The following is a 14439-nucleotide window of genomic DNA, read 5'->3' as shown; positions in this document are numbered from 1 at the left end:
CCACCGAACTCCTCGTCTCCTCCACCCTCACCATCTCCATCCAGGGGGCGGACGACCCTGGGATGCTGAACCTGGATAGCGCCAGCCGGGGCGTCGTCGCCGATCTGACGGCCCGCGAGTGGAGCCACCCCATGGCCATCGTCCCCTTCGGCGATTCCGTGACCTATGGTTGGGGCCCGCAGGACGACCTCGGCAACCGCGGGGATTCCGACGGCTACCGAAACCCCTTGTGGTGGGATTTCGCCGCGCAGCACATGCTGGTCGACTTCATCGGCCCCGATGACTCCGGCACGGTCAGGCTGCCGAACCCGAATCATGCGGGATATCCGGGCGCGAGGGCGGATCAGCTTCTGCCGCATGTCGATGAGGTCATGCAGATGCTGTCGGATGTCACCGCCAGCGGTGCGCCGGCTGCCGTGCTGCTGCTGGCCGGCCTCAACGACATCACGCAGGAAGTGTCGCCGGAGGTGACCATCGGCCAGGAGATGCGGAACATCCTGGACGCCATCGCCCAGGCGGACCCGCTGGTCCATGTCTATGTCGCGACGCTGACGCCCATCACCGAACAGCATGCCAATCCGAACAAGGTCTTCGAGGTCAACGAAGCCATCACGCTGACGGTCGCGCAGGCAATCGCCGCCGGGCTCAATGTCAGCCTGGTGTCGATGGACAATATCACCCTGGCCGACCTCTACGATGGCAAGCACCCCGATGACATCGGCTATGCCAAGATGGCGAGGAACTGGCACGACGCCATCCTCGCGACGCAGCCGGCCCAGGGCGGCACGCCGGGCGGAGACGCGCAGCCGATCGGTTCCGCGGTGCGCGATGTGGTGGGCAGCGCCTTCAACGACCTGCTGATCGGCGATTCCGGCCCGAACCTCCTGAGCGGCGGCGACGGCAACGACCGGCTGCTGGGCGGCGGCGGCACCGATACGCTGGTGGGCGGCTCAGGCTATGACCAGTTCGCCTTCGAGCCCAAGGCCGGCGCCGTCACCGTGGCCGATTTCAGCGCGGCCGAGAGCGACGCGCTGGTCTTCCTGAACTTCACCGGCCTCACCGGCTTCGCGAGCATCGCGGCACAGGTCAGCCATCAGGGAAGCGACACGGTCATCGATCTGCACCGGCTCGGCTTTGACCTGAAGATCACGCTGGCGGGCTTCACCGGCACGCTCGGTGACAGCAATGTCTGGTTCGCCTGAGGCCATCTTCCGGACCCGCGGGGTGGGCGGATCGTGCCGGCCGGGGCTGCCGCCCTCCGGATGCCGGCGCAGGCGGCGGCCGGCATGTCGTGCCGGCGCGGGCCGTGGCGGCAAGGCGCGCAGCCAACCCCTGCCGCTGGCTGGGCAGGCTTACAGCCCCAGCCCGCGGGCGATGAGGTTGCGCTGGACCTCCGAGGTACCCTCACCGATGACATAGACCAGCGCATCGCGATGGATGCGGCCCACGGGATATTCCCGCATGATCCCGGCGCCGCCATGGATGCGGATGGCGGCCTCGGAGACCCGCAGGGCGCATTCGGTGGCCACCAATTTCACTTTCGCCGCCGTGGCCATGTCCAGCGTGCCCTGGTCCACGCGCCAGGCGCCGTAGTAGACCAGCCAGCGCGCGGCCTCCACATCCGCCGCCATGTCGGCCAGCTTGTGCGCGATGGCCTGGTACTGGCTGATCGGCCGCCCCCGCACCTGCCGGGTGGAGGCGTAGTCGAGCGCGGCCTCCAGCGCCGCCCGCGCCATGCCGAGCGCATTGGCCGCCACGCCGACGCGGTTTTCCGAAAGGCTCTCGAGAATGATCGGATAGGTGCCGGTTTGCCCGCCGAGCAGCGCATCATCCGGCACGAAGGCATCGTCGATCATCAGCAGGCCCGTCTCCGAGCCCCGGATGCCTTCCTTCTTCAGGCTGCTGATGGCGATGCCCGGGTTCGGCAACTCGACCAGGAAGAGGCTGACGGCTTCCGGCGTCAACTCCGGCGACGTGCGGGCGGCGAGGGTCACGAAATCGGCGATGGGCGCATTGGTGATATAGAGCTTCGAGCCCTTGAGCCGCCACCCGCCGGGCACCTTCTCCGCCCGCGTCCGCAGGGAACGGATATCCGACCCGCCATCCGGCTCCGACAGCGCGAAGCCTGCGATCTTCTCCCCCTGCAAGGCCGGCTGAAAGAAGCGTTCCTTCTGTTCGGCCGTACCTGCTTTCCAGATCGGCCAGATGGCCAGATGGCTGTGGCCGGACCAGGAAGAAGCGAAGGACTGGCAGACGCGCGACATCTCCTCCCGCAGGATGCAGTCCGAGATCTTGTCGAAGCCCGAGCCGCCATCCTCGGCCGGGTAGCGCACGCCGATCAGGCCAAGCTCACCGAAGCGCCGGAACAATTCCCTGGGGAAGCGTTCTTCCTCCTCGGCGGCATGGACCAGCGGGGCCATCTCGGCTTCGGCGAAGCGGCGCACCGTGTCCCGCAGCGCTTCCTGTTCCGGGGTGAAGGTGAAATCCATGCGGGCCTCACGGGTTGGACGAGATGAAGGGATTGGCCTGGCCAGGGGGCAGGCAGCGGCCGGCCGCCGGCCCGGCCATGGTCCGGGATGCATGGATTCCACAGGTCATGGCTGCTGGACGGCCAAGCCATCCATGTGCCTCCGCACCCACCGCTGCTTCCTCCTGCCCATATCGAGAAGATTCTCGATACAGAATTTTATTCTCTTCTGAGCAGGCTATGAGCAGGAGCAGGGCTTGTCAAACGCCCTCTGCCAGACCGGGCGTGGCGGTGCGGGAAAAAAGAGCCGGGAGCCTGCCGCGCTGCTAGGCGATGCGCTGCTGGACGGGCGGCGCCTCGCCGGCAATGGCCAGGCTCAAAGCATCGGCGCATTCCTTCACGGCGGCGGCGAGCCCGGTCAGGCTGACCGGCGTGAACTGGGCGCTGAAGCCCACGGCGCTGATCGCCATGACGGGCCGCTTCTCCGCCTCCAGCACCGGGGAGGCCACTGTGGTGACGCCGCGTACATAGCGGTCGGCATCAATGGCATAGCCCATGCGCTGCGCCGCCTGGACTTCCTGCAGCCAGGCTTCGAAGGAGGGCGGGTCCTGCCAGCGCAGGGTGGAGAAGGCTTCCCGCAGCTCCGCCTCGGGCCGCGGGTCATAGACGGCCATGCAGCGGCCGAAGGCGCCGATCAGCAGGGGCAGCCGCTGGCCGAGGTTCATGTGCACGCGGGTCGCCGCGTCATTGTCGGCGCGTTCCACCAGCACCATCCGGTCGTCGCCCGTCCGCTGCCAGGCCGTGACGGTGACGTTGAAGGAGGTGGCGATGGCATCCAGGTGGGGCCGGGCCAGGCGGGCGAAGCTGGCCTTCTCCAGCGAGCCCTTCGCGATCTCCACGAAGCCGAGGCCGATCGCATAGGTCTTGCGGGCGGGGTCGAAGGTCACGACACGCTCATGCACCAGGGTCTTCAGGATATTGAAGCAGGTGCTGGGATTGATGTCGGTCTCCCGCGCGATCTGGTTCACGCCCATCCCGCCCCTGGCGCGCGCCAGATGCCGCACCACCTTGAAGCCGCTGACCACGGCGCCCACCAGCTTGCCGGGCGTTGCCTCGCTCATGACCCTACGATGCCTTAAGTTATTCTCTTCAGAGAATACCCTTTCGAAACCAGGCGTCAATCGCCGCGCTTGGCGGAAGCTATCCCGGCGCCGGCTCGCGCCCCGACAGGGTCTCGCGCAGCACCCGCTTCAGGACCTTGCCGGAGGGGTTGCGGGGCAGCGCCTCCATCAGCACGAGATCCTTGGGCACCTTGAACCCGGCGAGATGGCCCCGGCAATGCTGTTGCAGCGTCGGCAGGTCCAGCGCCGCATCCTCGCGCAGCACCACCACGGCCACCGGCTTCTCGCCCCATCGCGGGTCCGGCACGCCGACCACGGCGACCTCATTGACCTGCGGCAGCGCATAGACCACGCGCTCGATCTCGGAACTGGCGATATTCTCGCCGCCGGAAATGATGAGGTCCTTGCGCCGGTCGGTCAGGAACAGGAAGCCATCGGCATCGAGGTAGCCCACATCCCCGCTGCGGAACCAGCCATCCGGGTGGAAGCTCGCCGCCGTCTTCGCAGGGTCCCGCCAATAGCCCTTGAAGACCTTGGGCCCGCGCAGGCACACCTCGCCTTCCCGCCCGGCCGGCAGGACCTGGCCGGCATCGTCGCGGATGGTGATCTCCACATGCGGGGTGGCCCGGCCGGTGGAGCCGATCTTCGTGATCTCGTAGCCTGCTTCCATCATGGTGTCGCCGGAGCCGGTTTCCGTCAGGCCATAGGCATCGACGTAGCGGCCGGCGGGGAAAAGGTCGCGGAAGGCGCGGATGCGGCCTTCCGGCGTCCGCTCCCCCCCGCCGACCACCCAGCGCAGGGAGGAAAGGTCGAGCCCTTCCGGGTTGCCGTGTTCCAGCACGCGCAGCAGCATGACGGGCGCCAGCCACGCGCCGGTCAGTTGCTCCCCGGCAATGGCCCGGATCACCGCCGCCGGCTCGAATTCCCGCAGGATGCAGAGCGAACCGCCCACCCAGAGCACCGCCAGGCCCGGCAGGTCGAAGGCACCGACATGGTAGAGCGGCCCGGTCACCAGCAGCCGGTCCTGCGCCGTCAGGCCCAGGGCGATCACATGCTCCATGCATTTCCAGTAGAAATTGCCGTAGCTGTGCATCACCCCCTTGGGCCGGTCGGTGGTGCCGGAGGTATACATCAGGCGGAAAAGGTCCTCTTCCGTCCGCCGCGCCATGGGCGCCCGCGCGCCGGGCGGCGCGAGGCGCGCGGGGTCCGACTGCGCCGCCTCGTCCAGCAGCAGCACTTCGGGAAGACCCTGGACCACAGCGGCGAATTCCTCATCCGCCACCAGCAGCCGGACGCCGGCATTCCCCGCGATATAGGCCACCTCGTCGGCGGCGAGGCGGAAATTGACCGGCAGGAAGACCGCGCCAAGGCGGCTGACCGCGATGGCCAGTTCCACCGTGGCGGTGGAATTCTTCATGAAGGCGGCCACCACATCGCCAGCGCCGATGCCGCGCCCCGCCAGCAGGGCGGCGAAGCGGGCCGTGCGCTCATCCAGCGCCGCATAGGTGATCCGCTGGCCGCGGTAGAGGATGGCCGTCCGATCGGGCGTGCGGCGCGCGTGGAAGCCCACGAAGGCCGAGAGGTTCTGCATACCGGCGCCCCCCTCCCCGCTTCAGTAGCTGCGCGGCATGCCCAGGTCGTGCTGGGCGATGAAGTTCAGCACCATTTCCTCGGAAACCGGGGCGAAGCGGAAGAGGCGCGCATCCCGCCACAGGCGCTCCGCGTGGAATTCCTTGGCATAGCCCATGCCGCCCATGGTCTGCATGGCGCGTTCCGTCGCCAGGGCGGCGGCCTGGGCGGCCAGCAGCTTGGCCCGGTTGGCCTCGGCCCCATAAGGCTGGCCGAGGTCGCAGAGGGTGGCGGCCTTGTAGTTCATCAGCCGCGCGCATTCCGAGATCGCATGCGCCTGGGCCAACGGGAACTGGATGCCCTGGTAGCTGGCGATGGGCCTGCCGCCGAAGACCTTGCGGTCCGTGCCGTATTCCACGGCCAGCCGCAGGGCGAGGTCCACCGTGCCGATCAGCCCCGCGGTGGTCACGATGCGCTCGGTATTCAGCACCTCCAGCAGGCCGGGCCAGCCCTGGTGCTCCTCGCCCAGCAGCTCATCCTGGCGGATATGGACATCATCGAAGAAGATGGAGGAGGAAGGCAGCGTGTTCGTGCCCAGCTTGTCGATGGGCGTGTGCGACAGCCCTTCCCGCTCCACATCGATCAGGAAGAGCGAGATGCCTTCGGTCTTGCGCTTCACCTCCTCGATCTTCCGGGTGCGCGCCACCACCAGCATCTTCTTCGCCTGCGGCACGGCGGTGATCCAGACCTTGCGGCCGGAAAGGCGCCAGCCCTCGCCATCCCGCCGTGCGAAGCTGCGGATCTCCAGGCTGTTGGTGCCGGCATCGGGCTCGGTCAGCGCCATGCAGAAGGTGACCTCGCTGCTGACCAGCCCCGGCAGCAGCGCCCGCTGCTGCGCCTCGGTGCCGCAGCGTGCGATGCTGACGCCGCCGAAGATGGGGTTGAGCATGAACATCTGCGCCAGCGTCGCGCCGGCGCCGGCGGCGGTCAGCGCCTCGATGGCCAGGGCCATCTCCAGCATGCCGAGGCCGGAGCCGCCATGTTCCTCCGGCAGGGCAATGCCGCAGAGCCCAGCCTCGCAGATGGCCTGCCAGGCCTCGGCAGGATAGGCTTTGCGGGCATCCAGCTCGCGCCAGTATTCGGGCCCGAAACGCTCACCGACCTTTCGCGCGGTTTCCACGAGCATGCGCTGCTCGTCCGAAAGCTGGAAATCCATGGTCAGTTCTTTCCCTCGACAGGGGTTCTCAGGAGCCGGAGGGGCTGCTCGAGATTGGCCACGATCCGGGCCAGGAATCCGGCGGCGGCAGCGCCATCCAGCACACGATGATCGGCGGCCAGCACCAGCGTCAGCTCCCGCCGCAGCGCGGGGCGCCCTTCCGGGTCCGGCCGGAACAGGGATTCCACCGCGCCGACGCCAAGGATCATGGACTGGCCGGGATTGACGATGGGCACCAGGAAGCGCGCGCCATGCATGCCGACATTGGAAACAGTGATGGCGCCGCCGCTCATCTCGCCATGCGCCAGCCGGCCTTCGCGCGCCCGCGCGACCATGGCGTTCATGCGGCTGGCGACAACATCCAGCGGCCAGTGCCCGGCATCCGCCAGCACGGGCGCGAAAAGGCCGCGCGGCGTGTCGATGGCGACGCCGACATCCGGATTCTCCAGTTGCACCCAGGAATCTTCGGCCCAGACGCGGTTCAGGTCGGGCTCTTCCAGCAGCGCCCGGCCGGCGGCGGCAACCACCGCATGGGTCAGCGTGACGCGGGCAGCGCCTGGATGCGCGTTCAGCTCATCGCGCAGGGCCAGCAGGCGCGAGACCTCGGCCGCCGCGCCGACATAAAAATGGGGGATCTCCCGCTTGGCTTCCGCGAGGCGCCGCGCGGCGGTCAGGCGCACGCGGTCCAGTGCCATGGCTTCCCCGGCCGGAGCGGCGCGCGGCGCCTCCTCCGGCCGCGAGGCAAGCACCCGCGCCACATCGGCGGCCTTGATGCGCTGGCCGGGGCCGCTGCCCTTGATGGCCGCGAGGTCCAGCCCCCCTGCCCGCGCCATGCGGCGTGCCAGGGGCGTGGCCTTCACGCGCGGCGGCGGCGGCGTGGCTCTTTCCTCACCGGCTTCCGGCGCCTCGCCGGTCCAGCGCGCGACGGGCGTGCCGACGGGCACCGTCTCACCCGCCTCCACCAGCCTGTGGCGGATCTCGCCGTCGCCCGCCGCCTCAATTTCGGTGGCGATCTTGTCGGTTTCGACAACAAAGAGAATGTCGCCTTGGCGCACCGCGTCGCCGGGCTGCACGCGCCATTCCGCCAGCAGTCCTTCCGTCATGGTCAGGCCCAGCTTGGGCATGAGGATGTCGGAAAGGGCGGGCACCGGCTCAGCACCCACGGAAGCTCGCCGCGCGCTTCTCGGCGAAGGCGCGGCATCCTTCATGCGCATCGGCGCTGTCGAGCACCAGGCCGATCATCGCATGCTCATGCGCCAGCGCCTGCGGCAGCGGCATCTCCATCCCCTGCCGCAGCGTGCGCTTCAGCAGCTTCAGCACCAGCGGGGACTTGGTGGCGATACGTTCCGCCAATGCCATGGCCTCGGCCAGTAGGTCGGCCTTCGGCACTGTGCGGTTGGCGAGGCCCAGCGCCACGGCCTCGGCGGCGGTAATCTGGTCCCCGGTGAACATCATCTCCCGCGCGCGGCAGGGCGCGACCTGCCGCATCAGGCGCTGGCTGCCGCCGGCGCCGGGAAAGAGCCCGAGGTTGATCTCCGGCAGGCCCAGCCGCGCCGTCTCCGCCAGCAGGCGGATATCGGTGCAGAGCAGAAGTTCCGTGCCGCCACCAAGCGCGAAGCCATTCACCGCTGCAATCGTGGGCTTGTCGCAGGCTTCCACCCGGTTGAAGGTCCGGTGCAGCGCCTCCCCCAGTTCCAGGTAATGCGGCAGGCCCTGGCGGCTTTCCAGGTCGCGGATATCGCCGCCGGCCACGAAGGCCTTCTCGCCCGCCCCGGTGATGACGATGACGCGCACCTCCGGCGCCGCCTCGGCAGCGGCGAAGGCGGTCTGGAAGGCGGCGAGCGTCGGCAGGTCCAGCGCATTCAGCGCGGCAGCGCGGTTGACGGTGAGCAGCGCCACGGCGCCACGGGTTTCGGAGAGGATGGATGGCTCGGCCATGCTTGGCTCCTATGCCAGGGTGCGCCGCACGGCCTCGGCAATGCAGGCAGCGTCAGGGCGCCAGGCGGCTTCCAGCGGCTTGGCGAAGGGCACGGGGGTGAAGGGGGCGGCGACGCGCAGGATAGGCCCGTCCAGCTCGTCGAAGCCGATATCAGCCATGCGCGCCGCGATCTCGGCGCCGACGCCGAAGGCTTCCACCGCCTCATGCGCGATGACGAGGCGGTGGGTGCGCGAGAGGCTCTCCAGCACCGCCGCCTCATCCCAGGGCTGGAGCGAGCGGAGGTCCAGCACCTCCGCCTCCACGCCCTCGGCGGCGAGGTTCTGGGCCGCCTCCAGCGCCCAGTGCACTGCCGCGCCGTAGCAGACGATCGTGGCATCCCGTCCCGGTCGGGCGATGCGGGCGCGGCCGATCGGCACCGGCTCCGGCGCCTCCGCCACCTCGCCCTTGATGGCGTAGAGGCCCTTGTGCTCCACCATCACGACCGGGTCGGGGTCGGCGATGGCGGCGCGCAGCAGGGCATAGGCATCGGCGGGCGTAGCGGGGCAGACCACCTTCAGCCCGGGGATATGGCAGAACCAGGCCTCCAGGCATTGCGAATGCTGCGGCCCGGCAGAGACGCCGCCGCCATGCGGCGTGCGCAGCACCATCGGCACGCCGCGCTGGCCTCCGAACATGAAGCGCGCCTTGGCCGCCTGGTTGACCAGTGCATCCATGGCCAGGGTGACGAAGTCCATGAACATGATCTCGGCCACCGGGCGCAGGCCTGTGAGCGCGGCGCCGACGGCCGCGCCGGTCAGCGCCGCCTCGGCGATGGGCGTGTCCCGCACGCGCTCGGCGCCGAAACGCTCCCGCAGGCCGCGCGTGGCGCCGAAGGGGCCGCCGGCGGCGCCGATATCCTCGCCCAGCAGGATGACGCTGGCATCCTCCCGCATGGCATCGGCCAGGGCGCGGTTGATGGCCTGGACATAACGGATCTCTGGCATGGCTCAGGCCTCCGCCGCCGCATAGGCGCCGTGGCGCGCCTCGGCCCAATCCGCCTCGGGCGCCGCACGCCCGGCGGCGACGGCGGCCAGCACGGCCTCCCGCACCGCCTCTTCCAGTGCCTCCAGCCCGGCTTCCCCGGTGCCTTTCGCCAACAGCCGCGCGCGGGCGCGGGCGATGGGGTCGTGGCCGGATGCTTCCGCCGTCTCGGCGGGGTCGCGGTAGCGCTGCGGGTCGCCCTCGTAATGGCCGCGCCAGCGCCGGGTGCGCGCCTCCAGCAGAAAGGGCCCCTCCCCGCGCCGCAGCGCCTCCACCGCCCCGGCCGCCGCCTCGGCCACGGCGAAGACATCATTGCCATCCACCTCCCGGTGCGGGATGCCGAAGGCCGCCGCCAGGGCGGAAAGCCGCGCCGCGACCTGCGTGTCGGTGCGGCTGAACTCCGCCCAACCATTGTTCTCGCAGACCAGCAGCAGCGGCAGCCGCCACAGGGCCGCGACATTCATGCTCTCATGCATGGCGCCTTCGGCCAGGGCGCCATCGCCGAAGAAGGCCACGGCCACGCCGCCATCCTGCCGCGTGTGGTGCGCCAGCGCGGCGCCCAGCGCGATGGGCACCCCTGCCCCCACGATGCCGTTGGCGCCCAGCATGCCGCGCGCGAGGTCCGCCACATGCATAGAGCCGCCCCGCCCCCGGCAGATGCCGCTGGCCTTGCCCATCACCTCGGCGAAGAAGCCATCCAGCGCGATGCCACGCGCGATGGCATGGCCATGCCCGCGATGCGTGGAGGCCAGGCTGTCCCGCGCGCCCAGCGCGGCGCAGACACCGGCCGCCACGCCTTCCTGCCCCACGGAGAGATGGATGAAGCCCGGCACCTCGCCATCCGCGAAGAGGCGCGCCAGCGCCAGTTCCGCTTCCCGGATGGTCAGCATGGTGCGGAACAGGGAAAGCCCTTCGGTCATCAGCAATCTACACCTGCAGGTAGCGGCTCTGCACCGTGGGGTCGGCGTGGAACTGCGCCACGTCGCCGCGCCAGACGATGCTGCCCTTGTCGATCACGGCCACGCGGGTGGCGACGGCGAGGCAGAAGCGGCTGTTCTGCTCCGCCAGGATGATGGTGGTGCCCGCCGCGCGCAGTTCGCGGATCAGCCGGCCGATCTCCGCCACGATCAGCGGCGCCAGCCCCTCGGAAGGTTCGTCCAGCAGCAGCACGGCGGGGTTGCCCATCAGCGCCCGGGCGATGGTGAGCATCTGCTGCTCGCCGCCCGAAAGCCGGCCGGCCATGCGGCGCCGCAGCGGCACCAGCAGCGGAAAACTCTCGAAAGCGCGGGCGACGGTCCAGCCGGTCTTGCCGTCCGGCCCGCTTTTCTGCGCGATCTCCAGGTTCTCCTCCACCGTATGCTCGGGGAAGACCTGGCGGTCCTCCGGCACATAGGCGATGCCGGCGCGCGCGACGCGATAGGGCTTGCGGCCGGCCACATCCTCGCCCCGCAGGCTGACGCGGCCGGCGCGCGGCGGCAGCACGCCGGCGATGGCCTTGAAGGTGGTGCTCTTGCCGGCGCCGTTGCGGCCCATCAGCGCCAGCGTCTCGCCGCGCCCGACCTCGAAGGACACGCCAAACAGCACCTGGCTGGCGCCATAGGCGGCATCCAGCCCCTCCACTGCGAGTTCCATCGGCGCGCTCATGGCGCCGCCTCCAGCGCATGCTCGCTGCCGAGATAGGCCTCGATCACGGCCGGGTCGCGGCGGATCTCTTCCGGCGTGCCCTGGGCCAGCACGGTGCCGTAGCGCAGCACGCGCACGGTCTCGGCGATGCGGAAGACGATGTCCATGTCGTGCTCGATGAAGATCAGCGTCATGCGCCGCGCCTGCCAGAGGCGGTGGATGCGGTCGATCATGCGCCAGCGTTCCTCCGGCCCCATGCCGGCGGTGGGCTCGTCCAGCAGCAGCACCTTGGGATCGAGCGCGAGAGCCAGCGCGATGTCGAGCAGCTTCTGGTCGCCGTGCGAAAGCTGGCGCGAGACCGTATCCGCCAGCGGGCGCAGCCCGCACAGTTCCATCACCTCCTCCGCCCGCGCGGCGGCATCCCGGGGCGGAAAGGCGCGGAAAAGATTCGCCGTGCGGCCCTCATGCGTCAGGATGGCGGCGGCGAGGCTTTCCGCCACGGTGAAGCTTGGGAAGAGGCTGGCGACCTGGAAGGCCCGGCCGATGCCGCGCCGGACAATGGCCTGCCGGTCCAGCCCCGTGATGTCCTGGCCATCCAGGAAGACGCGGCCGGCACTGGGCGGGATCATGCCGGTGATGAGGTGAAACAGCGTGGTCTTGCCCGCGCCATTCGGGCCGATGATGGCGGAAAGGGAGCCGGCGGCGAAATCCAGCGACACGTCATTGGTGGCGACGATGCCGCCGAAACTACGGCGCAGCCCCTGTAGGGAGAGCGCGCCGCCCCTCACGTCCCGCCCCTTTCGGCATTGCCGCGCGCGCCCGGCAGCCCGCCATAGCTGGCCCAGGAACCAGCGACGAGCCAGCCGGCATCCACCGGCAGGTTGATGCCGGTGATGGCCCCGGCGGCATCGGAGGCCAGGAAGCAGACGGCCTCGGCGATATCCTCCGGCAGCACCATGCGGCCAAGGGCGCTGGTCTCCTCCAGCCGCGAGACATCGCGCTCGCCACGGTCGATCTCGGCCTGCAGGCCCTGGGTGCGCGTATAGCCAGGCGAGACGGCATTGATCCGCACGCCGGAGCGGCCCCATTCGGCGGCGAGGCAGCGCGTCATCTCGATGACGGCGGCCTTGGCCGGGGAATAGGCATGCAGCGGCATGGACCGGATGCCGGCGATGGAGGCGATGGTGACGATGGAACCCCGCCCGCGCAGCGCCATGCGGCGCCCGAAGGCGACCGAGGAATTCCAGGTGCCGATCTGGTCCACGCGAATGACGCGCTCCACCTCCGCCTCGTCCAGCGCCTCGGGGCGCAGGGGGCGTTGCAGCACGCCGGCGCAGGTGACGAGGATCTCGACCGGGCCGAGCGCCGCCTCCACTTCCGCCGCGACGGTTTCATTGGCTTCCAGCCGCGCGACATCCAGCGCGAAGGGCTGCCCGCCCAGTTCCTGTGCCAGCGCCGTGGCGCGGGCCATGTCGACATCCAGCACCGCCACACGGGCGCCGCGCTCCGCCAGCAGGCGGCAGCAGGCCGCGCCGATGCCGCTGGCACCGCCGGTGACCGCCGCGACGCGGCCGGTGAAGAGATTCGTGCTCATGCCTTTTGCCTTTCACGCCGGCTGCGCCAGGCCTCCACTGCCCAGTCCAGCATGCCCTTGCGCAGGCCAAGGACGAGCAGCAGCAGCACCGCGCCGAAGAAGAGCCCGTGATGCTCGGTGAAGGAGGTGATGCGGTCGCTGATGAAGAGGAAAGCCGCCGCGCCCACCAGCGGCCCCAGGAAGGTGCCGATGCCGCCGAGCATGATCATGAACAGCGCCTCGCCCGAGGTGGTCCAGTAGAGGAAGGTCGGGAAGGCGCCGGAGACGTAGAGGGACATCAGCACACCAGAGAGGCCCGCGAAGGTGCCGGCGATGACGAAGGCGCCGAGCCGGTAGCGGAAGACGGAAAGTCCCAGGAAGGCGGCGCGCTGCGGGTTGTCCCGCAGCATCCGCAGGGCGGCGCCGAAGGGCGAGCGGATGACCTGCCGCAGCAGCACCGCCGAGATGGCGAGGCAACCGGCGGCGAAGAGTGCCAGGTGCTGCGGACGGGCCAGCTCGATGCCCAGGAAGGGCGGCTTCGGCACGCCGCCCATCAGCCCCTGGTCGCCGCCGGTGAGCGAGACCCAGGAGATGATCATGGAATGGATCAGCATCTGGAAGGCAAGGGTGAGGAAGGCGAAGTAGATCTCGGAAAGCCGCACGCAGAGCGCGCCGATCACCAGGGCCAGCAGCGCGCTGCCGGCGAGCGACGCCAGGATGGCGGCGGGCACCGACCAGCCGCCTGATTGCATCAGCAGCCCGAAGGCATAGGCGCCGCTGCCGAAGAAGGCCGCATGGCCGAAGGAGACAAGGCCGGAGGTGCCGATCAGCAGGTTCAGCGACAGCACCAGCAAGCCGAAGATGCCGAAGCGGATGGTGAAATCCACCAGCCCATTGGAGCCGAGGCCCAGCACCAGCAGCGCCGTAAGGACCAGCGCGCCCAGCGCGATCAGCGCGTCGCCGCGCCAGCCAGAAAAGAGCTTCATGACAGGCGCTTCCCGGCCAGGCCGCTGGGCTTCACCAGCAGGATGACGGCCATCATCACGAACATCAGGCCCTCGGTGAAGAGCGGGAAACCGATGGAGCCGAAGGAGCGGGTGAGGCCGATCAGCAAGGCCGCCACCAGCGCACCGCCGATGGAGCCCATGCCGCCGATGACAGTGACAATGAAGCTCTCGATCAGGATCGAGACACCGGCACCGGGCACCACGGAGCGGATAGGGGCCGAAAGCGCCCCCGCCAGCCCCGCCAAACCCGCGCCGACGGCGAAGACCACGGCGAAGACCATGCTGGTATTCACCCCGAGCGAGGCGACCATGGTGGGATTGACCGCGGCGGCGCGGATGGTGCGGCCGCAGCGCGTCCGGCTCATCCCCAGGGCCAGCAGCGCCGCCACGGCCAGGGTGACGATGAAGAGCACGAGGTAGAAGAGCGGCACGATGCCGCCGCCGATCAGCATGGGCGGCCGCCGGAAGGCTTCCGGCATGTCCATCTTCAGGAAGTCACCGCCCCAGATGATCTTGACCACGTCATCCACGATCAGGATGACGGCGTAGCAGACCAGGAGCTGCATCAGCACATCGGCGCCATAGATGCGGCGGAAGAGCGTGCGCTCCATGGCGAGGCCCAGCACCGCGACGCCGAGCGTGCCGGCCACGGTCGCCACCACGAAGCTTTCCGTCACGGCATAGGCGGAGAGCGCGAAATAGGCGCCCAGCATGTAGAGCGTGCCATGGGCGAAGTTCACCAGCCCCAGCACGCCGAAGATCAGCGTGAGGCCGGAGGCCACCAGAAACAGAAGCAGGCCGATGGTGAGGCCGGCCGAGACCTGCGTCACGACGCAGGACATGGAGCCGACGCAGGCCGCGAGTTCACCGAGATCCATGAAGCAGGCTCCAGGCAGGAAGGGCG

At 69.5% G+C, this 14439-nt stretch carries 14 protein-coding genes; 1 reads left to right on the top strand and 13 read right to left on the bottom strand.

Annotated features, from left to right (window positions below; genetic code table 11):
- The coding region (locus tag IBL25_RS10110) for a GDSL-type esterase/lipase family protein (protein WP_238940329.1) at positions 1-1202 on the top strand (1202 nt) is incomplete at its 5' end.
- Between the two features lie 150 nt (positions 1203-1352).
- Here the strand turns inward: IBL25_RS10110 and IBL25_RS10105 are convergent.
- The 13 genes from IBL25_RS10105 to IBL25_RS10045 form a co-directional block, all read right to left on the bottom strand.
- Entirely contained in the window at positions 1353-2489 is a 1137-nt protein-coding gene (locus IBL25_RS10105) for an acyl-CoA dehydrogenase family protein (protein WP_187778422.1), read from the bottom strand.
- 304 nt (positions 2490-2793) lie between these two features.
- Positions 2794-3588, bottom strand: coding sequence for an IclR family transcriptional regulator (locus IBL25_RS10100; protein ID WP_187778421.1), 795 nt, complete (start codon positions 3586-3588; stop codon positions 2794-2796).
- A 79-nt stretch (positions 3589-3667) separates the two neighbouring features.
- Entirely contained in the window at positions 3668-5179 is a 1512-nt protein-coding gene (locus IBL25_RS10095; RefSeq protein WP_187778420.1) for an AMP-binding protein, read from the bottom strand.
- Positions 5180-5200: 21 nt separating this feature from the next.
- Positions 5201-6373 (bottom strand): acyl-CoA dehydrogenase family protein, encoded by a 1173-nt coding sequence (locus IBL25_RS10090; RefSeq protein ID WP_187778419.1) that lies wholly within the window; start codon positions 6371-6373, stop codon positions 5201-5203.
- A gap of 2 nt (positions 6374-6375) precedes the next feature.
- The gene (locus IBL25_RS10085; RefSeq protein ID WP_202986747.1) at positions 6376-7536 is read right to left on the bottom strand and encodes a dihydrolipoamide acetyltransferase family protein; all 1161 of its coding nucleotides are present in this window, start codon (positions 7534-7536) and stop codon (positions 6376-6378) included.
- On the bottom strand, positions 7526-8311 hold the full coding sequence (locus IBL25_RS10080) for an enoyl-CoA hydratase/isomerase family protein (protein WP_187778418.1): 786 nt from the start codon (positions 8309-8311) through the stop codon (positions 7526-7528). Before IBL25_RS10080 ends, IBL25_RS10085 begins: the two co-directional genes overlap by 11 nt.
- 9 nt (positions 8312-8320) lie before the next feature.
- A complete protein-coding gene (locus tag IBL25_RS10075) occupies positions 8321-9295 on the bottom strand; it encodes an alpha-ketoacid dehydrogenase subunit beta (protein WP_187778417.1) in 975 nt (324 codons plus the stop codon).
- A 3-nt stretch (positions 9296-9298) separates the two neighbouring features.
- Positions 9299-10252, bottom strand: coding sequence for a thiamine pyrophosphate-dependent dehydrogenase E1 component subunit alpha (locus IBL25_RS10070; protein WP_187778416.1), 954 nt, complete (start codon positions 10250-10252; stop codon positions 9299-9301).
- A gap of 7 nt (positions 10253-10259) precedes the next feature.
- The gene (locus tag IBL25_RS10065) at positions 10260-10976 is read right to left on the bottom strand and encodes an ABC transporter ATP-binding protein (protein ID WP_187778415.1); all 717 of its coding nucleotides are present in this window, start codon (positions 10974-10976) and stop codon (positions 10260-10262) included.
- Positions 10973-11743 (bottom strand): ABC transporter ATP-binding protein, encoded by a 771-nt coding sequence (locus IBL25_RS10060; protein ID WP_187778414.1) that lies wholly within the window; start codon positions 11741-11743, stop codon positions 10973-10975. Before IBL25_RS10060 ends, IBL25_RS10065 begins: the two co-directional genes overlap by 4 nt.
- Positions 11740-12549 (bottom strand): SDR family NAD(P)-dependent oxidoreductase, encoded by an 810-nt coding sequence (locus tag IBL25_RS10055; protein ID WP_187778413.1) that lies wholly within the window; start codon positions 12547-12549, stop codon positions 11740-11742. The genes IBL25_RS10060 and IBL25_RS10055 overlap by 4 nt, the downstream gene beginning before the upstream one ends.
- Entirely contained in the window at positions 12546-13514 is a 969-nt protein-coding gene (locus tag IBL25_RS10050) for a branched-chain amino acid ABC transporter permease (RefSeq protein ID WP_187778412.1), read from the bottom strand. The genes IBL25_RS10055 and IBL25_RS10050 overlap by 4 nt, the downstream gene beginning before the upstream one ends.
- Positions 13511-14413, bottom strand: a complete 903-nt coding sequence (locus tag IBL25_RS10045; protein WP_187778411.1) for a branched-chain amino acid ABC transporter permease — start codon at positions 14411-14413, stop codon at positions 13511-13513. Before IBL25_RS10045 ends, IBL25_RS10050 begins: the two co-directional genes overlap by 4 nt.
- Positions 14414-14439: the final 26 nt, after the last annotated feature.

It is taken from the genome of Pseudoroseomonas ludipueritiae (assembly GCF_014490445.1).
GTDB lineage: Bacteria > Pseudomonadota > Alphaproteobacteria > Acetobacterales > Acetobacteraceae > Pseudoroseomonas > Pseudoroseomonas ludipueritiae.
This window is presented reverse-complemented; position numbering and strand designations above follow the sequence as displayed.